Here is a 22889-nt window from a genome sequence, read left to right as displayed (position 1 = left end):
CAAGGCTTTGTTTTGATAGAAAATCAGGATCCTCCGTGCTCGTCGCCGCCAACATCACCATGCAGTTCGGGGCCAAGCCCCTGTTCGAGAACGTCTCCGTCAAGTTCGGCGACGGCAACCGTTACGGCCTGATCGGCGCCAACGGCGCCGGCAAGTCGACCTTCATGAAGATCCTGTGCGGTGCGCTCGAGCCTTCCGCCGGCAACGTCTCCAAAGACCCGCACGAGCGCATGGCCTACCTGCGCCAGGACCAGTTCGCGTATGAAGACATGCGCGTGCTCGACGTCGTCATGATGGGCCACGAGGAACTGTGGACGGCGATCCAGGAGCGCGACGCGATCTACGCCAACCCCGAGGCCACCGAGGACGACTACATGCACGCCGCCGAGCTCGAAGGCAAGGTCGGCGAGTACGACGGCTACACGGCGGAAGCCCGCGCCGGCGAGTTGCTGCTCGGCGTGGGCATCGGCACCGAGCTGCACAACGGCCCGATGAGCGAGGTCGCCCCGGGCTGGAAGCTGCGCGTGCTGCTGTGCCAGGCGCTGTTCGCCAACCCCGAGATCCTGCTGCTCGACGAACCGACCAACAACCTCGACATCAATACCATCCGCTGGCTCGAGGACGTGCTCAACAACCGCGACTGCACGATGGTCATCATCTCGCACGACCGCCATTTCCTGAACCAGGTGTGCACCCACATGGCCGACCTGGACTACGGCACGATCACCATCTATCCGGGCAACTACGACGACTACATGGAAGCATCGACGATGGCGCGCGAGCGCCAGTCCGCCGCCAACGCCCGCGCCAAGGACAAGATCCAGGAACTGCAGGCCTTCGTCCGCCGCTTCTCGGCCAACAAATCCAAGGCCAAGCAGGCCACCAGCCGCCTCAAGCTGATCGACAAGCTCAAGCCCGAGGACGTCAAGCCCTCCAGCCGCCAGTACCCGTGGATCCGCTTCGACTACGACGAGAAGGACAAGCTGCACCGCCTCGCCTGCGAAGTGGACAACCTCACTTTCGCCTACGAGGGCATGGAAAAGCCGCTGATCAACAAGTTCTCGATCGCCATCGAGGCCGGCGAGAAGGTCGCGATCATCGGCGAGAACGGGGTTGGCAAGACCACCCTGCTGAAGCTGCTGGTGGGCGAGCTGCACGCCCAGAAGGGCGCGGTGAAATGGGCGGAGAAGGCCAAGCCGGGCTACTACGCCCAGGATCATTCGGCCGACTTCGCCGACGACGCCAGCCTCACCGACTGGATCGCGCCCTACTCGCGCATCACCGCCGCCGCCACCGGCGAGGACAACGAGACCCTGCTGCGCGGCACCCTGGGCCGCCTGCTGTTCTCGGGCGACGAGGTGAAGAAGTCGGTGAAGGTGATCTCCGGCGGCGAGCAGGGCCGGATGCTGTTCGGCAAGCTGATGCTGTCGCGCCCCAACGTGCTGCTGATGGACGAGCCGACCAACCACCTCGACATGGAATCGATCGAGTCGCTCAACACCGGCCTCGACAAATTCAACGGCACGCTGGTGTTCATCTCGCACGACCGCGAGTTCGTCAGCTCGCTGGCCACCCGCATCATCGAGATCAAGCTCGACCACCGGATCATCGACTACCGCGGGACCTACGAGGAATATCTCGCCAGCCAGGGCCTGGAGTAAGCCGGAAGGGCGCGGGAAGCGTCGAACGAGGCGGCGCCGGCAGCCGGCAGCCGCAAGGATCGCGCTGCGGCTCCGCTACCGCGCGATCCTGCTGCGCCCCGCGTTCACCGCAAACGCGCGCGCAGCCGGGCCAGCGCCTGGCTGTGGAGCTGGCACACCCGCGACTCGGTGACTCCGAGCACGGCGCCGATCTCCTTCAGGTTCAGCTCTTCCTGGTAGTACAGCGCCATCAGCAGCTTCTCGCGCTCGGGCAGGGCCTCGATCGCCTCGATCAGGCGCTCGCGCTGCTCGCGCTCGAGCAGCGCGGAATAAGGCGCATCGAGTTCGCTGCGCTCGTCGACCGGCTCCATCCCGGCCTGCAGCAGCTCTTCGAGCGGCAGCAGCTGGCCGCTGTTGGTGTCGCTCAGCAGCTGGTGGTAGGTCTCCAGATCCATCCCCAGCTCGGCCGCCACTTCCAGCTCCCCTGCCGGGCGCCCGAGGCGCTGCTCGAGCGCACGCACCGCCTCGTCGAGGGCGCGGGCGCTGCGCCGCACGCTGCGCGGCAGCCAGTCGCGGCTGCGCAGCTCGTCGACCATCGCGCCGCGGATGCGCTGGCTGGCGAAGGTGGCGAAACCCGCCCCCTGGGTCGGGTCGTAGCGCCCGAGGGCCTCGATCAGCCCGACCACTCCGGCCTGGATCAGGTCGTTCAGCTCCACGCTGGGCGGCAGGCGCACCTGCAACGCGAGCGCCTGGCGCCGCACCAGCGGCAGGTATTCCTCCAGCAGTGCGTCCTGATTGATCTTGCCCTGAGCGGTATACATGGATCGAATTCTGGGTCGGGCGGCCGGCCTCGCGAGCGGCCGCCGCGTCACTGGTAGTTGACAATCACCTGCATGCGGCTCGCACGTACCCCCTGGGGCGCACCCGGAGCCGCCGCAAAGCGGAAATGGAACCCACTGTCGGCCGCCGCACCGGCAAAGGCCGTGCTCGTGCCGCGCGCGCCGGGCAGCGCAACGCAGCGCTCGGCGAGGCACAGCCAGGCGTGCGCCCGGACCGCCGGCGGTAGCGCATACTGCCAATGCACGGAGGCGACACGCCGCCCCTCGACGGCCGCGCCGGGCGGCGGCAGCAGCTCCGCCGAGCGCACGGCGCGCTCGGAAACCGGAACCGGCACGCCCGGCGCATTCGCCACCCAGCTGCCGCCAGCCGCCGCCCCGAGCGCGGCCCCCGCAGCGCACAGCATCGACACGCCGCCCGCGAGCCGTCTTTTCATCGGGCCAGCACCACCAGCTCGACGCCGAGGAAGGACGCCGCGACCTGCTCCAGGTTGGCGAGCAGTCCACGCCGCGGCCAGCCCGGCGGATGCAGCGCCAGCAGCCGCCGCGGCCCGCCCGCGGCGGCGAGTTGCAGCAACACCCGGTAGGCGCGGCGGAAAGCGTCCACATCCGCGTCCACCCACAACGCCCAGCGCGGCTGCTGCGCGCACAAGGGCGCCAGGTGGGGACTGGCGGCATCGACCGCGACGATGCGCCAGCGCGCCGGATCGCCGACCCAGCGGCTGCCCGCCCGCGCCCACGCCTCCAGCACTTCGGCCACGCGCCCGCTGCGGTCGCTGCCGAGCCCCACCACCATCAGCGTACAGGGCGCCGTCTCCAGCGCGGCGGCGGCCGCCGGGGTGGGCGAGCCGGGCGCTGCCACCGGCGCCTGCGGAAACCCTGGTGCGGGTCCGCCCGCGGGCGCCGCCGAGGTCCGCTCCGCCGCCGGCGGCAAGCGTGGAGACTCATCCGCCTCCGCACCGCTGCCCGCGCCTGCCGGCGCCAGTGCGGCCATCCAGCGCCGCAGCCCGGCGGCCTGGTCGGGGCTCGCAGACGGCGTTGGCGCAGGTGAAGACAAGACTTCGCTCAGCATCGCTACGCTCCGCCTCCGCCTTCGCCCTCGAGCGCACCGATCGCGACCTGGCGCAGGCTGTCGCGGGCCGCGGCGAGATAAAGCAGGGCCTCGAGCAGGTTGGTCGCGGTGCGCCGCCGCCGCCCTCCGGCCAGCCCCAGCAGTTCGGCGCGCAGGTCCATCGCCCATTGCCCTTCGGCCGCTTCCAGGCTGGCTGCCGCCGCCGCCAGCCCGGCGGCGAGCAGCAAGCGCAGCTCGCGCCCAGTGTCGACCTGCCACAGCTGCGGCAGGCGCTGCCAGGCGTGACGGGTCAGCCGCGGCAGGCTTTCGCCGTCGAGCTGGCCGGCGAGCAGGGGCAGCGCCACCGCCTCGGCGACGTCGGGCGTGATCCAGCAGCGCTGCCCGAGTGCGGTGCCGCTGTCGGCATCGCGCAACTCGGCGAACCAGGCGCAGGCGGGGCGGGCAGGCGCCCCCCGGCTCCCCCCCGGAGCGGCGTCGACGGCGAGCCGGGAGAGGCTCATCCGCACCGGCCGCGAGCGCATCCGCACACGGTATTCCCCCCCCGGCGAGGCGAGCGCACGCAGCTGCGCGAGCGGATGGCGCTCGCCGCCATAGGTGACGCGCTGGCTGCCGCGGACCGCGCTCGACCACTCGTGCCCGCCGTCCTCGAGCCAGGCCCAGGCAGCCCCGTCGGGGAGCGCCGGCAGCAGATGGACGCTCGTTCCGAGGCGCTCCCGCGCCCAGCGCAGGCGCTCGAGCTGGCCTGCCGGGGCGTGGTGCTGGAGCAGCGCGGCGGCCATCCAGTGGCCTTCACCGTCCACGCCGATATCGGGCATGGCCCAGTCGCAGCCGGCCAGCGGCGCACGCGCCATCCAGCGCATGCCGGCCGGCGCGCTTCGTTCGAGGGCCTGTTCGCACAACGGACGCAGGCGCGCTTCGCGCACCGTCGTCGGCAGACCGGCAAGATCACAGGCCGCTTCAAGTTCGCGGAAGCCCCCGATGCGCTCGCGCAGCGCGCCGAGAATGGCGCTCACCCGCCGCCCCTGGCCGAGGATGCCGAGCGCCCAGCGTGCCGGCGGCTCGTAGGCCAACGCCGCCGGCGCCGTGCTCGCCGTGCCGTGGGCCAGCGCCTGGCGCACGAGCGCGGCGCCGTCGGCCAGGGCCAGGTCTTCGGGCACCTGCTGCCCGCTCGACACGAACAGCAGGCGCAGGTCGTGGCGCATCAGCGCATCGAGTACCGGCCCGATCCGCCCCGCTTCGTCGAGCTTGGTCAGGATGCAGTCGTCGAGCGTGCCGCCCGCGGCGCGAGCCGCCTCGCGGTAGCGCACGATCACTTCCTCCAGCGTTTCCGGCTGGGCTGCGGCGTTGAGCAGCAGCACCAGGCGCACCGCGATGCCGGCCTGCTGCAGGCGGGCACTCTGTTCGATGACGCGCTGGTCGCGCTGGCTGGTGCCGACGGTGTCGATCAGCACCAGGCGCTGGTCGACCAGCCCCGTCAGCACGTCGGTGACCGGAGCGCCGACGTCGAGCGCGTGGATCGGCACGTCGAGCAGGCGCGAGTAGATGCGCAGCTGCTCGTGGGCGCCGATCCGGAAGCTGTCGGTGCTGACCAGGGCCACGCCGCCCGGGCCGTGGCGCATCACCAGACGCGCAGCGAGCTTGGCCGTGGTGGTGGTCTTGCCGACGCCGGTCGGCCCGACCAGGGCGACGACCCGGCTCGAGCCGGGGAACGCGGTTTCGTCTTCGAGCCGGCGCAGGCGCGCGAGCAGGCTGCGCGCGATCCATTCGAGCCGGGCATCGTCGGCGCCGGCTTCGAGCTCCTCGGGCTCGCCGTGGGCGAGTTCTTCGGCCAGGGCCGCACTGAAACCGGCGCCCCGCAGCAGCTCGACCAGCGGCAGGGTCGATGCGCGGGCGCGCAGCGGGCGGTCGCCGCGGGTGCTGGCGAGCAGGCTGCGCATCTCCTGCATTTCGCGCAGCAGACGCTCGCTCATCGCACTCATCGTCTGCAGTCCGTGCTCGGCGGCGGGGACGGCAGACGCCGGAGGGCGGGCCAAGGGCGGCACGGACGGCGGCGCGGAGTCGCGCGCACTCGGCGCGGCTGCCGCACGCATCCCTTCCGCGCCGGCAGCCGCCGGCGCTGCGGGCGGCGGCGGAACGTTGACCGCACGCGCGCCGAGGGCGGCGGCGGCATGGTCGGCGATGGCGATGATCTCCACCCCTTGCTCGATCTGCCGGTTCGACAGGATCAGGGCGTCATCACCGAGGGCGGCGCGCACCTGGCGCATCGCCTCGCGGCTGTTGGCGCCGACAAAACGTTTCACACTCATCCTCGTGCTCCGACTACGGTAGTCACCCGCAAGATGCGGTCATCGGGAATTTCGGCCTGCGACAACACTACCAGCTGCCGCAGGCGCCGGCGCAGGAACCCCGCCAGCAGCGGGCGCAGCGCATGGGCGACGACCATCACCGGCGGGTCGCCGGCGACTTCCTGGCGGGCCAGTGCCTCGCGCGTCTGCTCGAGCAGGATCTCCGCCAAACCGGGCTCGAGCGCGCCGTTGCCGCCGAGCGCCTGGGTCAGCACCTGCTCCAGGCGCGCGTCGAGGCCGATCACGCGCATCTCGCCCCGCCCCGGGAACCAGGGCTGGACGATCGCACGTCCGAGCGCGATCCGCACCTGCGCGGTGAGCGACTCCACGTCCTGCGGCTGCACGGCCTCGGCCGCCAGGGTGTCGAGGATGCTGACCAGATCGCGGATGCTGACTTCCTCGTCGAGCAGATTCTGGCAGATGCGCTGCAGCACCGTCAGCGGCACCAGCTTGGGCACCACTTCTTCGACCAGCGGCTTGTAGTCGTCGCCGAGGCGGTCGAGCAGCTTGCGCATCTCGTCGCGGCCGAGCATCTCCGCGGCATGGAGGTGCATCAGATGGTTGAGGTGGGTGGCCACCACCGTGCTGACGTCGACCACGGTGTAGCCGAACACCTGCGCATGTTCGCGCTGCCCGCCGTCGATCCACACCGCCGGCAGGCCGAAGGCCGGGTCGGTGGTGGCGGTGCCTTCCACCGTGCCCGACACCTGGCCGGGGTCGATCGCCAGCCACTTGCCGGGGAACACTTCGGCACGGCCGATCTCGGCCCCTTTGAGGCTGATCGTGTAGGTGTGCGGACCCAATTCGAGGTTGTCGCGGATATGCACCACCGGCGGCAGGAAGCCCAGTTCCTGGGCGAACTTCTTGCGCACGCTCTTGATCCGCCCGAGCAGTTCGCCCTGCTGGCGATGATCGACCAGCGGAATCAGGCGGTGGCCGACTTCGAGGCCGAGGGTGTCGACCAGCTGGACGTCTTCCCAGCTTGCTTCCGGCGCCTCGCTCGCCACCGGCGCGGCCGCCTCCTCCGCGGCCGGTGCCGCCTGCGCGAGCGCGCGCCGGTGCAGCAGGACCCAGCCCAGCCCCGCCAGCAGTGCGGCGAACAGCAGGAACACCAGGTTCGGCATCCCCGGAATCAGGCCAAGGAGAGCCAGCACTCCGCCCGACAGCAGCAGCACCTGCGGATTGACGAACAGCTGGCTGATCATCTGCTGGCCGACGTCCTGCTCGGTATTGGCGCGCGATACGGTCACGCCCGCCGCGGTCGAGATCACCAGCGCCGGGATCTGCGCCACCAGGCCGTCGCCGATCGCCAGCAGCACGTAGGTGCGCGCGGCGGTGGCGAAATCGAGGTCGTGCTGGAGGACGCCGATCAGCAGCCCGCCGACGATGTTGACCGCGGTGATCAGCAGGCCCGCCACCGCGTCGCCGCGCACGAACTTGCTGGCGCCGTCCATCGAGCCGAAGAAATCCGCCTCCTGCGCGATCTCGGCTCGGCGGCGGCGGGCCTCGTCCTCGCCGATCAGGCCGGCGTTGAGGTCGGCGTCGATCGCCATCTGCTTGCCGGGCATCGCATCGAGGGTGAAGCGCGCGCTGACTTCAGCGATCCGCCCCGCGCCCTTGGTGATGACCATGAAGTTGATGATCACCAGGATCAGGAACACCACCAGGCCGACGGCGAAGTTGCCGCCGACGAGAAAATGGCCGAAGGCCTCGATCACCTTGCCCGCGGCGTCCCCCCCCTTGTGCCCTTCGAGGAGCACGACCCGGGTCGAGGCCACGTTCAGCGACAGGCGCAGCAAGGTGGTAAACAGCAGCACCGAGGGGAAGGCGGCGAAATCGAGCGGCTTCAGCGCGAACATGCTCACCATCAGCACCATCAGCGACAGCGCGATGTTGAAGGTGAACAGCAGGTCGAGGAGGAAGGGCGGCAGCGGCAGGACCATCATCGACAGAATCAAGATGATCAGTACCGGGCCGGCGAACAGGTTCAGGCGCATCAGCGCACGCCAGTCCATTGCCGCCAGGCGCTGGCCGAACCCGTTCACCGTTCACCTCCGGCCGGCCGCACCGCGGCCACTTCCAGCTCGGGCGGCACCACCAGCAGCGGCGGCGCAGGCGGCATTCCGCCCTCGCGCTGCGCGCGGCGCAGGCCGAAGGCCCAGGCCAGCAGCTCCGCGACCGCGGTGTACAGGGCGGCCGGCACTTCGGCGTCGAGATCGACGTGGCGGTGCAGCGCGCGCGCCAGCACCGGCGCTTCCAGCAGGGGCACGCCATGCTCGACGGCGATCGCGCGGATGCGCGCCGCCACCGCATCGGCGCCCTTCGCCACCACCCGCGGCGCAGCCATGCGCGCGGCGTCGTAGCGCAGCGCGACGGCGAAATGGGTCGGGTTGGTCACCACCACGTCGGCTCCGGGCACCTGGCTCATCATCCGCCGCCGCGCCATCTGCTGCTGCACCATGCGGATCCGCCCCTTGACCTGGGGGTCGCCGTCGGACTCCTTGTGCTCGCGGCGGACTTCATCCTTGGTCATGCGCAGCTTCTTGCCATGGCTCCACAGCTGATAGGGAACGTCGATCAGCACCACCACCACCAGGGTCAGCACCATCAGGGCGCAAGCCTGCGCCGCGAGTTCGAGCGCCCCCGCCAGCGCCCGCGCCAGCGGCATCTGGGCCAAACCACGGAATTCGTCGAGGTGGAAGGCGAGAAAGGTCACGCCGACCCCGCCGACGAGAACCGACTTGGCGAGCGCCTTGAACAGCTCGGCCAGCGCCTGGGTGGAAAAGACCCGTTTCAGGCCCTTCACCGGATCGAGCTTGGAGAACTGCGGCACCAGCGCCTTGGCCGACACCAGCCAGCCGCCGAGCACGACCGGCGCGAGCAGCGCGATCAGCGCGAGCAGGGCGAACAGCGGCATCATCCCGAACAAGGCCCGGCGCAGCAGCTCGAACCCGGCCAGCACCATCCACCGCGGCTCGAAGGCGTGAGTGCGCTCGAACAGGAAGGCCTGCTCCATGATCGACCCGAGCTGTTCGTACAGCGTCGCCCCCATCACCCACAGGCCGCCCACTCCGCCGACGAGCAGGGCGAACGTGGCCAGCTCGCGCGAGCGCGCGACCTGGCCCTCCTCGCGCGCCTTGTCCAGGCGCCGTGGAGTGGCTTGTTCGGTCTTTTCCTGATCGCTGCCGTCGTCTGCCATCGACACGCCCGGACAATGAAATTGCAACCGATTATTGTCCGAACATTGCACCTTCGCCGATGCGACGAACAGCGGGGGGATTCACCGCCAGTTCGACCCTGCGTAAACGCACGACGGAGGGCGCGCGGCGGCGGGAATGCGCCGCAGCTCCGGGCGCCCGCCCCGCGGACGCCGCCCGGGCAGGCTCAAAACCCGAGCTGCTCGAGCAGGTCGTCGACCTGGTCCTGGTTGGCGACCACGTCGGGATTGCCTTCGACCTTGATCTGCGGGCCGTTGAGCAGGGGATTGACGCCTTCCTTCGGGGCGCGGGCGAAGTTCGCCTGCTGGGCCGCGGGGGCGTTGTCGATCAGCACCTGCAGCAGCTGCTGCTCGATCTCGCGGATGACGTCCATCATGCGCTTGATCACCTGCCCGGTGAGGTCCTGGAAATCCTGCGCCATCATGATTTCGAGCAGCTCACGATGGGTCGCCTGGGTCAGCTCGGGAACTTCCCCCAGATAGCCGCGGGTGTCCTGCACCAGTTCGCGGGCCTGCTCGAGCGCCACCGGGTTCCGGAACCACTCCGACCACCGGCCATCGAGCTCCTTCGCCCGCGTGCTCAAGGTGTCCTGGATCGGCTGCGCGCGATCGATGGCGTTGAGCGCGCGCTCGGCGGCCTGCTCGGTCATCGTCGCAACGTAGCTCAGGCGGTCGCGGGCGTCGGGAATGGCCTCGGCCGCACGCGCGATTTCCTTGTCCAGTCCCAGCTCGCGCATGCTGTCGCGCAGCATGCGGGTGAGCTGGCCGATCCGCAGGATCAGGTCCTCGGCCCCGGCGACGTGGCCGCCCGGCGAGGTCGAATGCGCCTCTGCGCTCATGATCGCTCCTTCCGACGGAATCCGCCGTAATCGTTACATACCCAGTTTTTCGAAGATCTTGTTCAGCTTTTCTTCCAGCGTCGCCGCGGTGAAAGGCTTCACGACGTAGCCGTTGGCCCCGGCCTGGGCCGCGGCGATGATGTTCTCCTTGCGCGCCTCGGCAGTGACCATCAGCACCGGGAGGGCCTTCAGGGCGCCGTCGGCGCGGATCTGGCGCAGCATCTCGAGGCCGTCGAGGTTGGGCATGTTCCAGTCCGAAACGACGAACTGGAAGCCGCCGGCGCGCAGCTTGGTGAGCGCATCCTGGCCATCTTCGGCCTCATCGACGTTGTTGTAGCCCAGCTCCTTGAGCAGGCTGCGCACGATCCGGCGCATGGTGGGGAAGTCATCCACCACCAGAATCCTCATGTTCTTGTCAGCCATCTACCTTCCCTTTCCTTCAAATGAGTGAACAACAAGCGGCGCTCACACCCGCTGCACGTGCCCCGCCTGGGTGACGAGTTCGAGCAGGCGGGGGGCGATCGCATCGAGACCGAGCACTTCGCAAGCTCCGCCGATCGCAATCGCCTCGCGCGGCATTCCGAACACGACCGAGCTGGCCTCGTCCTGCGCCACCGTGGTCGCGCCCGCCTGACGCATTTCCAGCAAGCCGGCGGCACCGTCCTTGCCCATCCCGGTCAGCAGCACGCCGACCGCGTTGCGCCCGGCATGGACCGCCGCCGAATGGAACAGGACATCGACCGACGGCCGGTGGCGATTGACCGGCGGGGCGTCGCTGAGGCGGACGATGTAGTTCGCGCCGCTGCGTGCGAGTTCGAGGTGGGCGGTGCCGGGGGCGATGTAGGCGTGACCGGGAAGCACCCGCTCGCCGTCGCTCGCCTCGCTGACGGTGATCTCGCACAAGCGGTCGAGACGCTCGGCGAACGAGCGCGTGAACCCCCCCGGCATATGCTGGGCGATCATCACCGCGGGGCTGTTGGGCGGCAACCGCTCGAGCACCGCGCGGATGGCCTCGGTGCCGCCGGTCGAGGCGCCAATGATGATCAGCTTCTCGCTCGAAATCAGCGGCGCCTTCAGGCGCACCGGCGCCGGCCGCGCGCCGGCTGCCGCTCCGCGCGGCCGCGAGCGGGCGGCGGCGCGGATCTTGTCGGCGATCAGCTCACCGTATTCGAGCATGCCTTCGCGCAGATCGGTGCTCGGCTTGGCGATGAAGTCGAGCGCGCCCAGCTCAAGCGCGCGCAGCGTGACTTCGGAGCCGGCCTGGGTCAGCGACGATACCATCAGCACCGGCATCGGCCGCAACCGCATCAGGCGTTCGAGGAAGTCGAGGCCGTCCATGCGCGGCATCTCGACGTCGAGGGTGAGCACATCGGGGTTGTGCTTCTTGATCAGGTCGCGCGCCACCAGCGGATCGGGCGCAACCGCCACCACTTCCATGTCGTCGTGCTCATTGACGATGCGGCTCAGGACGTTGCGGATCAGCGCCGAATCATCGACGCACAGCACCTTGATGCGCGGCTTGCTCATGACGCCCATCCTTCTTCGGCGACGCGCCCGAACGGGCCTTCGGGGCGGCGGCCGGCGGGTGCGGCGTGCGCGCCTGCGGCGCGGACATACACCGTCTGCCCGCGCAGGCGGAACGACTGGGTGATGTAGGAAAAATTCTCGGAATGCCCGGCGAACAGCAGGCCATCGGCCTTGAGCAGCGGCGCGAAGCGCTCGAGGATCCGGGCCTGGGTCGAAGTATCGAAATAAATCATGACGTTACGGCAAAATATCGCATCGAAGGGGCCATCGATCGACCACTTCTCGGCAAGCAGGTTGAGCGGCTCGAAACGAATCATCGCCGCGATTTCGGGACGCACCCGGGCGAATCCCTGGCGCGCGCCCCGGCCTTTCTGGAAGAAGCGCCGCAGGCGCTCCTGGTCGATGCGCTCGAGCCGCTCCATCGAGTAGATGCCTTCGCGCGCGCTGTCGAGGGTGTCGGTGTTGATGTCGGTCGCGATCACCTGAGCCTCGCTCGCCCGCGCCCCGAGCGCCTCGACCAGGGTCATCGCGATCGAATACGGCTCCTCGCCGCTGGAGGCCGCCGCGCACCACACCCGCACCGGCCCGCGGCGCTCCCGGACATGGTCGGCGAGCAGGGGAAAATGATGGGCCTCGCGGAAGAAGGCGGTCAGGTTGGTGGTCAACGCGTTGGTGAAGGCCTCCCACTCGCGCGCCTGGGGCTGGCGCTCGAGGCGCGCGATGTAGTCGCTGAAACGCTGCAGCCCGTGGTGCCGCAAGCGCTTCGCCAGGCGGCTGTAGACCATTTCTTTCTTGTGCTCGGACAGCACGATGCCGGCGCGCTCGTAGATCAGCGTGCGGATGCGCTCGAAGTCGCTCCCGGTCAGCTCGAGGTCGCGCGCGCAGGAAAGGCCGGACGCCGAAGCGTCCGCCCGGTTCCTGGAATCGGGGCCGACGCTCAAAACTCCTCCCAGTCGTCGACGGCGGAGGCAGCCATTCCGAGTGGTGCCGCCAGTGCCGCCGCGGGCGCAGCCGTGGCTGCAGCGGCGCGCACACGGCGCCGATTGCCGGACTCGGCCTCTCCTGCGGCCAAGGCGGGGCGGGCTTTCGCCGTGCTGCCGGCGCGCGTCGCCGGGACCGCGGCATGGTGCAGCCCGGCGCGCTCCGCGCCGGCGCCGCGCAGGCGGAAGGCGGCGATCGCAACCGTCAGCTGCTCGGCCTGGTGCTCCAGTGCGGCCGCCGCGCGCGCCGTGCTTTGCACGCGCGAGGCGTTTTCCTGCGTCACCTTGTCCATCTCGACCACCGCCTGGTTGATCTGCCCGATGCCGCTGGTCTGTTCTTCGGAGGCGGCGGTGATCTCGCCCATGATGTCGTTGACCCGGCTGGTCGCATTCACGACTTCGCCGATCGACGCTTCGGCCTGGTGGATGAGTTCGGCACCGCCCTCGATTTCAGACGACGAGGTGTCGATCAGGGCGCGGATCTCCTTCGCCGCGTTCGCCGAGCGCCCGGCCAGATTGCGCACCTCACCGGCGACGACGGCGAAACCGCGCCCCTGTTCGCCGGCGCGCGCGGCCTCGACCGAGGCGTTGAGCGCGAGGATGTTGGTCTGGAAGGCGATCGAGTCGATGACGTTGATGATGTCCGACATCTTGCGCGAGCTCGCCGTGATCCGCCCCATTGAATCCACCACGCCGCGCATGTGCTCGCCCGCGGTGCGCGCGCGCTTGGCGTTATCCGACGTCAGTCCGCTCGCCTGGCGGGCGTTCTCGGTGTTCTGGCGCACGGTGGCGGTCATTTCCTCCATGCTCGAGGCGGTCTCCTGCAGCGCTGCGGCCTGCTGGTCGGTATGCGAGGACAGGTCGTTGTTGCTCGCCGCGATCTCCCGGCTGGCCGGCGTCACCACGGCGATGCCGGAATTGACCTCGGTGACGATGTTGCCGAGGCTGCGCCGCATCACGTCGAAGGAGAGCATCAGCTTGCCGAGTTCGTCGTCGCGCCGCTCGGGCGCATCGATACCGATGTTGCCCACCGCGATCTGCAGCGCGAACGCGCGCAGTTCGGCCACCGCGCGCAGCAGGCCGCGGATCACCATCACCCCGACCAGGGTCAGCAGCACCAGGCCCAGGCCGGCGCCGACCGCCAGCACCATTGCCATCTTCGCCTGCATGTCCTCGGCCTCGGTCGCCAGCGCCGCGGCGAGGACCTGTTTTTCACCCACCAGCGAGGACACCATCGCCGACAGCTTGATGCCCGTGGCCTGCAATTCGGGCGAGCGCTGCATCACCGCCTGGTAGACCTCGAACGGCTCCCCGCCGGAGAGCAGGTCCGCCATTCCCTGCAGGCCATCGACATAGCCATTGAAGCCCTGGTCGAATTCGCCAGCGATCCCGGTGTGGTTGATCTCGCGGGCGCGATAAGCTTCCCACAGCTCGAGCATGTTCGAGCTCAGGCGGCCGACCGTCCCGGCGCGCTCTTCGCGCCCCTCGAGCACCGTCATCGGGTTCGACGAAGTCACCGACTGATAGCCCTGGGTGATCAGCTGGTCGATCTGCTGCAGGCGGGCAATGTCTTCCAGACCGTCGCGGCGCAGTTCGAGCACGCGCTGGCCGGCGCTGTCCATCGCATACAGGCCGAGGCCACCGGTCAGGATCAGCAGGCCCGCGGCGATCGTCATCATCGCGATCATCCGCGCGCGCATGGTGCGCACGTTCAGCCCGCCGAGCCAGCCCAGCAGGCCGCCGCGCTTGATCTGGCCGCGTGCCAGCACGACCCCGCCCTTGCCCTCGCGGATGCGCTGGTAGGCCGCTTCGGCGCGCTCGACCGCGGCACGCTCGGCCTTCAGCCGCACCGAAGCGTAGCCGACCACGCTGCCGCCTTCCATGACCGGAGTGACGTTCGCATCGACCCAGTAGTAGTCGCCGTTCTTGCGCCGGTTTTTGACCAGGCCGTGCCAGCTCTCGCCGGCCTGCAGCGTCTGCCACATGTTGGCGAAGGCTTCCGGCGGCATGTCGGGGTGGCGCACGATGTTGTGCGGAGCGCCGATCAGTTCCTCGCGGCTGAAGCCGCTCACTTCGACGAACGCCCGGTTCGCATAGGTGATGACACCGTTCAAGTCGGTGCGCGTGTTGAGGATCTGCTCCTCCTTCAACTCGTATTCTTTCTGGGTGACGGGCTGGTTATTGCGCATCGAACGTTCCCTCCTCGGTCTCGTGTCCTGTCGTGACCGGCCCTAGGGCCGGCACTTTTCTTGTGTTGTGCCGCCGTACTGCCGCAGGCTCAGGCCCGCGCCTCCTCCACCAGCGCCATCTCGCCGCTCGTCAGCAGCTTCTCGATATCGACGATCACGAGCATGCGGTCATCGACGCTGCCCAGCCCGCTGAGGAAATCCGACGACAGGGTGACGCCGAATTCGGGCGCCGGCCGGATCTGCTCCGGCGTCAGCGTCATCACGTCGGTGACGCCGTCGACCACCATCCCGATCACCCGTCCACCGACATTGACCACGATCACCACGGTCTCGGGCCCGTATCCGGTGTGCTCGAGCCTGAACTTGATGCGCAGATCGACGATCGGCACGATGACCCCGCGCAGATTGGTGACCCCCTTGATGAAATCGGGCGCGTTGGCGATCCGGGTCACGCTCTCGTAGCCGCGGATTTCCTGCACCTTGAGGATATCGACGGCGTACTCCTCGTCGCCGAGCGAAAACACGAGGAACTCGCGGTGTTGCGCCTCGGCGCCGCCGGCCGCGGAATCGGCGTTGTAATGACTCATAGCGTCTCCACCTCCTTGATCGAAGTTTTCCGTCCTGCTTTCGCCCCGCCTGCGGCTCCCGTGCTCACCTTCGCGTCCCGGCTCAGGCGGTGCAGCCCGCCGATGTCCAGGATCAGCGCCACCCGGCCGTCGCCGAGGATCGTCGCCGCGGAGACGCCCGGCACCTTGCGGTAATTGGTCTCGAGATTCTTCACCACGACCTGCTGCTGGCCGATCAGCTCGTCGACGAGGAGGGCGTGGCGCCGTCCCTCGGCCTGCACGATCACCGCGATGCAGCCGACCGGGTCGGTGCACGCCCCCGCCACCGCCAGCGCCTCATGCACCGGGATCACCGACAGATACTCGCCGCGCACCTTCAGCACCACATCGTCCCCGCCCATCGAATGCAGGTCTTCGGCCTTCGGCTGGAGCGACTCCAGCACCGCCGACAGCGGCAGCACGAAGACTTCCTCGCCGACCCGGATCGACATCCCCTCGAGGATCGCCAGCGTCAGCGGCAGCACGATGCGGGTGGTGGTGCCTTCGCCGAGGCGCGAGAAGATTTCGACCCGCCCGCCCATGCTCTGGATGTTGCGCTTGACCACGTCCATGCCCACGCCGCGCCCGGAAACGTCGCTGACCTGCTCCGCGGTGGAGAAGCCGGGAGCGAAGATCAGCTGCCAGACCTCGTCGTCGGTCATCGTGTCCGCCACCGCGAGCCCCTTCTCGCGCGCCTTCGCCAGCAGCTTGTCGCGGTTGAGCCCGGCGCCATCGTCGCTGACCTCGATCAGGATGTTGCCCCCCTGATGCTGCGCCGACAGCGTCAGCCGGCCGCGGCGCGGCTTGCCCGCGGCCTCGCGCACCGCCGGCGGCTCGATGCCGTGGTCCAGGCTGTTGCGCACCAGGTGGGTGAGCGGATCGATGATGCGCTCGGTCAGGCTGCGGTCGAGCTCGGTCGACTCGCCCTCGGTGACCAGCTCGATGTCCTTGTCGAGCTTGCCCGCGAGGTCGCGCACCAGGCGCGGATAGCGGCTGAACACGTAATCCATCGGCACCATGCGGATCGACATCACCGCTTCCTGCAGGTCGCGCGCGTTGCGCTGCAGCACTCCCATGTCGTTGAGCAGCGCAGTGTGGGTGACGTCGTCCAGCCCGCTCGCGGTCTGCTCGAGCATCGACTGGGTGATGATCAGCTCGCCCACCAGGTTGATGATCTGGTCGACTTTCTCCACCGGCACCCGGATCGACGACGACTCGCCGCCCCCCTTCGCCGCAGCAGCGGCCTTGGCCGGCGGGGCGGGTACGGGGGCCGGCACGGCCGCTGCAGCCGGCGCCGGTGCGGCCGTCACTGCGGGCGCCGGCGGCGCGCCAGAAGCCGCCGGCGCGGCGGCCAGCGGCGTGATCTCGAGCTGTTCGGCCTCGATGATGAAATACAGCACCGCCTCGATGTCGTCCGCATCGACCGCAGTCAGCAGCTCGATGTCGTAGCGCTCATCGCCCCCCTGCTGCGCGCACAGCGTGCCGAGGTGAGCCAGCTCCTCGAGCAGCAGCGCCCGATCCTTGGCGGCCACGCCGAGCAGGCTCACCTGCAGGCGGCGTTCGCCGTGGCCACCGGCTCCGCCCGCCGCAGCCGGTTCGGTCGCGACCGGTGTGGCCACCACAGGTGGCGGCGGCGGGGGCGGCGGCGCCTCGACCGCCGGCACCGGTGCGCTGCCCGACGCACCGGCGCCCTTGCCGATTTCCTCCAGCGCCAGCTGCTGCAAGACGCGGCAGATGCGCTCGAAGGCGGCCTGGTCGGGCTCTCCGCCGCTGCGGTAGGCTTCCAGCTGATCTTGAAGCATGTCCTTGGTTTCCAGAAAGAGGTCGACGATGTCCTTGCGCAGGGTCAGTTCTCCGCGCCGGGCATGGTCGAGCAGGTTCTCGAAAATGTGCGTGGTTTCCTGCAGGCGCTGAAAGCCGAACGCACCGGCGCCGCCTTTGATCGAATGCGCCGCACGGAAGATTGCGTTGAGCTGCTCGGCATCGGGCGCATCGCAGTCAAGCTCGAGCAGATGCCCCTCCATGTCGGCGAGCAGTTCGACCGCCTCTTCGAAGAAGGAATCGAGAAATTCACTGATATCCATCGCCGCCCCCCGTCGCGTAGTCCAATGCCGTATGCCTCATCACCCCGGCGCCGCCCGTTCAGTCCGCGGGCGCGCCGGGCGCCTTTCCGCTCGCGCCGGCATCCCCGCCGGCCCCTGTCCCGTCGGCCGGCGCTTCGAGCGGGCGACCGAAGCCATCGACCGCGTCCACCGGGTGGCGGATGCGTTCGGCCACTTCGTCGAACAGCACCACCACCTCGATGCGCCGGTTCGCCGGATCGACCGCCGTGGTCGACGGCAGCGGCACGCGGTCAGCGAAGCCGGATACGCGCAGCAGCTTGTCGGCATCCAGCCCGCCGGCGACCAGCTCGCGCCGGGTCGCGTTCGCACGGCCGACCGACAGCTCCCAATTGCCGACGCCGCGCACGCCATCGACGTACTGCAGGCCGTCGGTATGGCCGCCGATGCTGAGGTCGTTGGGCAGCTCGTTGAGCAGGGGCGCGAGCAGGTGCAGCAGATCGCGCATGTAGGGGGCGACGCGTTCGCTCGCAAGATCGAACATCGGCCGCGCGTCGGTATCGACAAGCTGTACGCGCAAACCTTCGCGGGTCACGTCAAAGCGCATCTGGATGCGCAGCTCGCGCAGCTGCGGGCTGGCCTCGACAGCGTTGATGATGCGCTGCTGCAGGTTCTGCAGCGCGCGCCGCTGGATCTCGGTGGGCCGGGTCTGGCTCAGCGGGTCGATGCGCTGGCGCTCGCCCTCGGCGTGCGCGGGATCGGGGCCGCCGCCCGGGATCACGTTCGCGCTCGTGCCCTGGCGTTCGCCGCCGGTCAGCGACACCAGCAGGGGGGTGCGGAAATACTCCGCCACCGCATCGCGTTCCTTCTGGCCGGCGTTGGAGATGATCCACATCACCAGGAACAGGGCCATCAGTGCCGTCATGAAGTCGGCCAGGGCGATCTTCCAGCTGCCGCCATGGTGGCCATGCACCACTTTCTTGCGGCGGACGATGATCACCGGCCGCTGGTCGCCCGCTCCACGGGCGCTCATGCGTTACCCGTCTCGGCCCGCGGGCCCCGCACGTGAGCTTCGAGTTCGGCGAAATCGGGGCGCTCGCTCGAATCGAGGGTCTTGCGCCCGAACTCGACCGCAATCGGCGGCGCGTAGCCGTTGAGGCTGGCGAGCAGCGTCACCCGGATGCACTGCAGCATCTTCACCGCCTCGGCGACCTGGCGCTCGATGCGGTGGGCCACCGGACTGACGAAGCCGTAGCCGACGAGGATGCCGAGGAAGGTGCCGACCAGGGCGTGGGCGATCATCTGCCCCATCTGGTCGGGCGGCGCGTTGGCCGTGCTCAGGGCTTTCACCACCCCCATCACCGCGGCGACGATGCCGAACGCGGGCATCGCGTCGCCGACCCGGGCGAGCGCATTGGCCGGCACATGGGCCTCGTGCTCGAAACCCTCGATCTCGTGCAGCATCAACTCGTCGAGTTCGTGCGGGTTCATGCCGCCGCTCACCATCAGGCGCAGGTAGTCGGTCAGGAAACCGAGGATCATCGGGTCTTCGATCACCTTCGGATACTGCGAAAAGAGCGCACTCTCCGCAGGGTTGTCGATGTCGCGCTCGATGCCGAGCATGCCCTCGCGGCGGATCTTGCTCAGCAACTGGTACAGGAGCGCCATCAGCTCCATGTACATGGCCTTGTTGTAGCCGGCGCTGCGGCGCAGCGTGGAAAAGCTGCGGAAGGTGGCGCGGATCGCCTTGCCGTTGTTCGAGGCGATGAACGCGCCCACTCCCGCGCCGACGATCATCAACACCTCCGTGGGCTGGAACAGCGGCCCGAGGCTGCCGCCCGAGAGCACGAACCCGCCGAAAACCGAGGCGATGACGACGATATAGCCGAGAGGTATCAGCACTGCGGAGCCCCGGAGAGGAAGATCTGAAAAGGAATTCCCGATTTAATCGGCTGCGGGCGGCGGAACTTTAGCCCGCCCGCGCTATCGCCGACCGGCGGTTGCCGCCGCCCCTGCGCAGCAGAGCCGGTCCGGTGGCGCGAGGAGAGCGTCCCACCGCCACTCAGCCGCTCGCCGGGCCGCTACACGCACCAGCGGTACGCAGCTCCGAGCGCCTGGCCGCGGCATGCGAAGACGCGCCCTTGCCGGCGCGCGACGGCGGCTGGCACAGGCCGCAGACGTAGTCGTGCACCGGTGCATGGGCGTGGGCGACGAACTTTCCGCCGCAGCGCGTGCACCGCGACCGCTGCAGCATCCCGCTTTCGAAAAAACGCACCAGCGTCCATGCGCGCGTCAGCCCCAGAACGGCCTGCTCGCCATCGCGGTCGACGAGCTCCCGATACAGGCGGAACGCTTTGACGAACGCATCCATGCGCTCGCAGCCGGGATCTTCGTGCAGGCGCAGGTAGGTGTTGTAAAACAGCGACGAATGAATGTTGGGCTGCCAGGTAACGAACCAGTCGGTGGAAAACGGCAGCATCCCCTTGGGCGGGGACACTCCGCGGATTTCCTTGTAGAAACGGATCAGCCGCGTGCGGCTGATTGCGGTCTCGGCTTCCAGCACGTGCAGCCGCGCGCCCAACTCGATCAGCTCGACGGCGAGGTTGATCTCGGCCAACTCGGCAACCAGGCTCTTTTCGCTCATTGCGCCTCGTCCTCGCCTTCCGAAGCAAGCACGATCGCCGCATGCAGCCCGGTCAACCCCTCCAACCGGCGGTTTTCGACCAGCGCTTTGAAACGCTCCGCATCGTCGAACACCAGCCGGCACAGGAGCTGATTGCAGGCCGCGAGCTGGCGCACCTGGCGCGGCTTGAGCGACAGCAGCACATCAGCCACCGCATCGTTGATCTTCAAGCGGAACTTCGCGCTCGTCCGATCCTGAGTCAGCATGCGCTGGGCAAGCATCAGGTACAGGAGATTGAGCTCCTCGACTTCCTCTCCAAACGGTTCGTTCTTCATCTTTATCACTACAGCTTCCGCTTGTATCCCTGCATTTCAGGCAGAGCCCCTAGGGGCCGGAGCCGCCCGCAAGCTGGCCCTGGGTCATCCTTTCCGTGCCGCCTGCGACAGCGGCGGGTCTCCATCCGCATCCACCGCAGCCAACTCCCGTACCCAGACCAGAAGCTCCGCCACCACCTGATAGAAGGCCGGCGGAATCGTCTCGTCCACATCGATCTGCATCAGCAGCGCGACCAGCTCGGGCGCACCATGCACATGGACCCCGCAACGACGCGCCTCAGCGATGATGCGCTCGGCCATTTCGCCGTAACCGCGCGCCACCACCCGCGGGGCACTGTCACCATCACGATAGGCCAGCGCCACCGCCTGCCGGCGCCCCCCCTGCTCAGCGCCCATCGCCGCCCACTCCCCGGTCCTCACCCATATCTTCGGCTCCGGAACCGACGGCAAGTTCGAGCGTGTCGAAACCAAGCGCTTCGAGGCGACTGCGCAAGTCCTCGAGCCCTTCTTCGAGGCGCGCGCGCGCACCGCCATCGGCTGCGCTCAGACGTAACGCCAGCGCACGCTCGCGCAAGGCCAACGAAACGCTCAACGGTCCCAACCCGGCGACATCGAGGCCGAGTTCGGCGCGCCATTCCTGCTCGTCCTCCTCGCCGCCCTCCTGCCCGCCTGCACCTTCGTGCGCCCCGGCGCGCCCTTCGAGCTGCGGCAGCGCCAACGCGAGGACGACGAACAACCCGCTCCAGGCCTCGCCTTCCCAGCGCAGCACCGGCGTCGCCAGCAGCTCGAGCTGATGCCGCACCAGCGCCTGCAAACCTTCTTCCACGACCACCCGCGACGACGCTGGCTCGGCTTCGGACACGACCTTCACCGCTTCCGGCACGGTCTCTCCGGCCGAGGCGGGCGGCAGGGGAGATAGTCGCTGATAGTTTTGCAAAACGTTACGACTTTTATCAATTTTGTTAGAGGAAGTCAAAACCGTCTCGCCCGCCGGCCCTTCGTCCGAGGGCGCCCGTCCAGGCTCGATGCTAACGGCCGCAGCCTCCCCGCGGCTGCCGGCGGAAGTCGGCGGGAACGGCATGGATGGCGCACCCGGGGCTGGCGGCGGCGAGGGGATGGCGCCCGGCGCGGGCGACGGCGGGAGTGGCGCAATCGGACTTGCCGGACTTGCCGGACTCCCCGGCACCCGCAGCCGCTGCCGGACTTGCCGAGGCGGTGGCGGGCGCCCCGCCATCTGGGGTTCGCGCAGCAGCTGGGCGACCGGCAGGCGCCCTTGGTACCAGCGTGCGAGGTGGCTTTCGTAGAACAGGCCGCTGTCGCGCACGCCCTGTTCGAAACGGCCGGCGAGCACGGCGGGGTCGGCTTCGCCGGCACCCAGCAGCGGAGCCGCCGGACGCAGCGCCGAAGGCGCAGCGGGAAAGCGGGACAGCAATTCGGCGATCGCGCGCGCCGACGGACTCAAATGCACCCGCGCCGAAGCGTTCGCCGCCGCCGGCAATGCCCCCGGACTACGGGCGTCTTGGCGCTGCGCGGCGGCGCCGGCTTCGGCGCCTTCGGCACGCTGCCCGGGGGGCGCCAGAGTGTCGGCCTTGCGCCCATCGACGCCAGCATCGCCATGGATCGCACGCAGTGCTTCGATCGCCCCGGGGGGAACGACGGCCTGATTGAGCGGGGCGGGAAGCGCCGTATCGACCCGTCGCCCCAGCACGTGGTGGAGCAGGGTGTCGAGCAGCGGGTTGATACCGCTCACGGCATCCCGGGCAGCGGCTCCGCACGCTCATCCGGCAGCGCCAATGGCTGCTGGCTGCGGTAGGCCCGCCCGGCGAGGTGGCCACGCTCGGCCACCGAGATCAGGCGCCCGAGTTCTTCACGGCGGGCGAGCAGGCGTTCGCGGATCTCGAAATCGTGCTCCAGGATGCGCTCCAGCAGCCCGGCCTTGCGCTCGCGCCCGGTGGCATCGAGCGCCAGCCCGGCTTCCATGCGACCGAGACGTTCAACGGTGTCGATGTAGGCCGACTCGTACGCGAGCAGCCGCCCCCAGTCGTCGGCGCGCGCCGCCTCCAGCATCTGCGCGCAGTGCCGCAGCAGCGTCTCGTAGCCGGCGAGCACCACCGTCTGCAGGTCGCGCACCGGGGCGCCATCCCCATGCGCGCTAGCCATGGGCCGCGTCCGCCGCCGTGGCGCCGATCTCGCGCCACGCCGAAGCGATGTCCGCGAGCAGGCGTTCGGCCTCGTCGAGCCGGGCCACGCTGTTTTCCAGGTTCGCCTTCAGCAGCAGATCGGAAACGTAATCGTAGAGCGACTCCAGCCGCCCGGCGAGTTCGCCGCCGCGTTCGTGGTCGAGCGCACTCGACAGGCCGCCGACGACGTCGATCGCCTTCGAGATCGCCTCGCCCTTGGCCGCCACCTGACCCGCCTGCATGTGCAGGCGGGCGGCACGGATGAAACCGATCGCGCCGTCGAACAGCATCACGATCAGCTTGTGCGGACTGGCCGACATCACCCCGCTCTCGATGCCCACGCGCGCATAGGCGCGGGCTCCGTAACGAACATTCACGGCATCACTCCTTTTTCTTGTCTTGTCGCGCGCCGCGCGCGCAGTGCGGCGGTCGTCGCGTCAT

General features: G+C 69.1%; 22 protein-coding genes. 1 reads left to right on the top strand and 21 read right to left on the bottom strand.

The annotated features are described in order from the left end of the window. Window positions 1-35: 35 nt before the first annotated feature. A complete protein-coding gene (locus Tharo_RS02060) occupies window positions 36-1661 on the top strand; it encodes an ABC-F family ATPase (protein ID WP_107219785.1) in 1626 nt (541 codons plus the stop codon). Between the two features lie 104 nt (window positions 1662-1765). On the opposite strand, the gene Tharo_RS02055 is transcribed toward Tharo_RS02060, so the two are convergent. The 21 genes from Tharo_RS02055 to fliS form a co-directional block, all read right to left on the bottom strand. Further along, window positions 1766-2461 carry an RNA polymerase sigma factor FliA gene (locus Tharo_RS02055; RefSeq protein WP_107219784.1) on the bottom strand — a complete coding sequence of 232 codons (696 nt, stop codon included), beginning with the start codon at window positions 2459-2461 and terminating at the stop codon, window positions 1766-1768. Window positions 2462-2508: 47 nt separating this feature from the next. After that, the gene (locus Tharo_RS02050; RefSeq protein WP_107219783.1) at window positions 2509-2913 is read right to left on the bottom strand and encodes a flagellar protein FlhE; all 405 of its coding nucleotides are present in this window, start codon (window positions 2911-2913) and stop codon (window positions 2509-2511) included. Further along, on the bottom strand, window positions 2910-3548 hold the full coding sequence (locus Tharo_RS02045; protein ID WP_107219782.1) for a hypothetical protein: 639 nt from the start codon (window positions 3546-3548) through the stop codon (window positions 2910-2912). Before Tharo_RS02045 ends, Tharo_RS02050 begins: the two co-directional genes overlap by 4 nt. 2 nt (window positions 3549-3550) lie before the next feature. Further along, complete coding sequence (gene flhF, locus Tharo_RS02040) at window positions 3551-5854, bottom strand: flagellar biosynthesis GTPase FlhF (protein WP_107219781.1); 2304 nt, start codon at window positions 5852-5854, stop codon at window positions 3551-3553. Further along, on the bottom strand, window positions 5851-7908 hold the full coding sequence (gene flhA / locus Tharo_RS02035; RefSeq protein WP_107222276.1) for a flagellar biosynthesis protein FlhA: 2058 nt from the start codon (window positions 7906-7908) through the stop codon (window positions 5851-5853). The genes flhF and flhA overlap by 4 nt, the downstream gene beginning before the upstream one ends. A 26-nt stretch (window positions 7909-7934) precedes the next feature. After that, window positions 7935-9092, bottom strand: coding sequence for a flagellar biosynthesis protein FlhB (gene flhB / locus Tharo_RS02030; protein ID WP_107219780.1), 1158 nt, complete (start codon window positions 9090-9092; stop codon window positions 7935-7937). Between the two features lie 185 nt (window positions 9093-9277). Next, window positions 9278-9949, bottom strand: a complete 672-nt coding sequence (gene cheZ, locus Tharo_RS02025; RefSeq protein WP_107219779.1) for a protein phosphatase CheZ — start codon at window positions 9947-9949, stop codon at window positions 9278-9280. A 33-nt stretch (window positions 9950-9982) separates the two neighbouring features. Next, a complete protein-coding gene (gene cheY / locus Tharo_RS02020; RefSeq protein ID WP_075146940.1) occupies window positions 9983-10372 on the bottom strand; it encodes a chemotaxis response regulator CheY in 390 nt (129 codons plus the stop codon). 42 nt (window positions 10373-10414) lie between these two features. After that, a complete protein-coding gene (locus Tharo_RS02015; RefSeq protein ID WP_107219778.1) occupies window positions 10415-11476 on the bottom strand; it encodes a protein-glutamate methylesterase/protein-glutamine glutaminase in 1062 nt (353 codons plus the stop codon). Next, on the bottom strand, window positions 11473-12417 hold the full coding sequence (locus Tharo_RS02010) for a CheR family methyltransferase (protein WP_107219777.1): 945 nt from the start codon (window positions 12415-12417) through the stop codon (window positions 11473-11475). Before Tharo_RS02010 ends, Tharo_RS02015 begins: the two co-directional genes overlap by 4 nt. Then, window positions 12414-14645, bottom strand: a complete 2232-nt coding sequence (locus tag Tharo_RS18055) for a methyl-accepting chemotaxis protein (protein ID WP_107219776.1) — start codon at window positions 14643-14645, stop codon at window positions 12414-12416. The genes Tharo_RS02010 and Tharo_RS18055 overlap by 4 nt, the downstream gene beginning before the upstream one ends. Before the next feature lie 89 nt (window positions 14646-14734). After that, window positions 14735-15232, bottom strand: a complete 498-nt coding sequence (locus tag Tharo_RS02000) for a chemotaxis protein CheW (RefSeq protein ID WP_107219775.1) — start codon at window positions 15230-15232, stop codon at window positions 14735-14737. Further along, entirely contained in the window at window positions 15229-17334 is a 2106-nt protein-coding gene (cheA, locus tag Tharo_RS01995) for a chemotaxis protein CheA (protein ID WP_107219774.1), read from the bottom strand. Before cheA ends, Tharo_RS02000 begins: the two co-directional genes overlap by 4 nt. Window positions 17335-17392: 58 nt before the next feature. After that, the gene (gene motB / locus Tharo_RS01990; protein WP_107219773.1) at window positions 17393-18343 is read right to left on the bottom strand and encodes a flagellar motor protein MotB; all 951 of its coding nucleotides are present in this window, start codon (window positions 18341-18343) and stop codon (window positions 17393-17395) included. Beyond that, on the bottom strand, window positions 18340-19212 hold the full coding sequence (motA, locus tag Tharo_RS01985; protein ID WP_107219772.1) for a flagellar motor stator protein MotA: 873 nt from the start codon (window positions 19210-19212) through the stop codon (window positions 18340-18342). Before motA ends, motB begins: the two co-directional genes overlap by 4 nt. 160 nt (window positions 19213-19372) lie before the next feature. After that, window positions 19373-19954, bottom strand: a complete 582-nt coding sequence (gene flhC / locus Tharo_RS01980; RefSeq protein WP_107219771.1) for a flagellar transcriptional regulator FlhC — start codon at window positions 19952-19954, stop codon at window positions 19373-19375. After that, entirely contained in the window at window positions 19951-20268 is a 318-nt protein-coding gene (gene flhD / locus Tharo_RS01975; protein ID WP_107219770.1) for a flagellar transcriptional regulator FlhD, read from the bottom strand. The genes flhC and flhD overlap by 4 nt, the downstream gene beginning before the upstream one ends. Window positions 20269-20352: 84 nt before the next feature. After that, window positions 20353-20664 (bottom strand): EscU/YscU/HrcU family type III secretion system export apparatus switch protein, encoded by a 312-nt coding sequence (locus Tharo_RS01970; protein WP_107222275.1) that lies wholly within the window; start codon window positions 20662-20664, stop codon window positions 20353-20355. Then, a complete protein-coding gene (gene fliK / locus Tharo_RS01965; RefSeq protein ID WP_107219769.1) occupies window positions 20654-22018 on the bottom strand; it encodes a flagellar hook-length control protein FliK in 1365 nt (454 codons plus the stop codon). Before fliK ends, Tharo_RS01970 begins: the two co-directional genes overlap by 11 nt. Beyond that, entirely contained in the window at window positions 22015-22428 is a 414-nt protein-coding gene (locus Tharo_RS01960) for a flagellar protein FliT (protein ID WP_107219768.1), read from the bottom strand. Before Tharo_RS01960 ends, fliK begins: the two co-directional genes overlap by 4 nt. Further along, complete coding sequence (gene fliS / locus Tharo_RS01955; protein ID WP_107219767.1) at window positions 22421-22825, bottom strand: flagellar export chaperone FliS; 405 nt, start codon at window positions 22823-22825, stop codon at window positions 22421-22423. The genes Tharo_RS01960 and fliS overlap by 8 nt, the downstream gene beginning before the upstream one ends. Window positions 22826-22889: the final 64 nt, after the last annotated feature.

Source organism: Thauera aromatica K172 (assembly GCF_003030465.1).
Lineage (GTDB): Bacteria > Pseudomonadota > Gammaproteobacteria > Burkholderiales > Rhodocyclaceae > Thauera > Thauera aromatica.
This window is presented reverse-complemented; position numbering and strand designations above follow the sequence as displayed.

Excerpts from the sequence above, each read along its gene's own strand:
- Tharo_RS02055 (WP_107219784.1), bottom strand. The coding sequence starts at position 2,461 with ATGTATACCGCTCAGGGCAAGATCAATCAGGACGCACTGCTGGAGGAA.
- Tharo_RS02050 (WP_107219783.1), bottom strand. The coding sequence starts at position 2,913 with ATGAAAAGACGGCTCGCGGGCGGCGTGTCGATGCTGTGCGCTGCGGGG.
- Tharo_RS02045 (WP_107219782.1), bottom strand. The coding sequence starts at position 3,548 with ATGCTGAGCGAAGTCTTGTCTTCACCTGCGCCAACGCCGTCTGCGAGC.
- flhF (WP_107219781.1), bottom strand. The coding sequence starts at position 5,854 with ATGAGTGTGAAACGTTTTGTCGGCGCCAACAGCCGCGAGGCGATGCGC.
- flhA (WP_107222276.1), bottom strand. The coding sequence starts at position 7,908 with ATGGACTGGCGTGCGCTGATGCGCCTGAACCTGTTCGCCGGCCCGGTA.
- flhB (WP_107219780.1), bottom strand. The coding sequence starts at position 9,092 with ATGGCAGACGACGGCAGCGATCAGGAAAAGACCGAACAAGCCACTCCA.
- cheZ (WP_107219779.1), bottom strand. The coding sequence starts at position 9,949 with ATGAGCGCAGAGGCGCATTCGACCTCGCCGGGCGGCCACGTCGCCGGG.
- cheY (WP_075146940.1), bottom strand. The coding sequence starts at position 10,372 with ATGGCTGACAAGAACATGAGGATTCTGGTGGTGGATGACTTCCCCACC.
- Tharo_RS02015 (WP_107219778.1), bottom strand. The coding sequence starts at position 11,476 with ATGAGCAAGCCGCGCATCAAGGTGCTGTGCGTCGATGATTCGGCGCTG.
- Tharo_RS18055 (WP_107219776.1), bottom strand. The coding sequence starts at position 14,645 with ATGCGCAATAACCAGCCCGTCACCCAGAAAGAATACGAGTTGAAGGAG.
- Tharo_RS02000 (WP_107219775.1), bottom strand. The coding sequence starts at position 15,232 with ATGAGTCATTACAACGCCGATTCCGCGGCCGGCGGCGCCGAGGCGCAA.
- cheA (WP_107219774.1), bottom strand. The coding sequence starts at position 17,334 with ATGGATATCAGTGAATTTCTCGATTCCTTCTTCGAAGAGGCGGTCGAA.
- motB (WP_107219773.1), bottom strand. The coding sequence starts at position 18,343 with ATGAGCGCCCGTGGAGCGGGCGACCAGCGGCCGGTGATCATCGTCCGC.
- flhC (WP_107219771.1), bottom strand. The coding sequence starts at position 19,954 with ATGAGCGAAAAGAGCCTGGTTGCCGAGTTGGCCGAGATCAACCTCGCC.
- flhD (WP_107219770.1), bottom strand. The coding sequence starts at position 20,268 with ATGAAGAACGAACCGTTTGGAGAGGAAGTCGAGGAGCTCAATCTCCTG.
- Tharo_RS01970 (WP_107222275.1), bottom strand. The coding sequence starts at position 20,664 with ATGGGCGCTGAGCAGGGGGGGCGCCGGCAGGCGGTGGCGCTGGCCTAT.
- Tharo_RS01960 (WP_107219768.1), bottom strand. The coding sequence starts at position 22,428 with ATGGCTAGCGCGCATGGGGATGGCGCCCCGGTGCGCGACCTGCAGACG.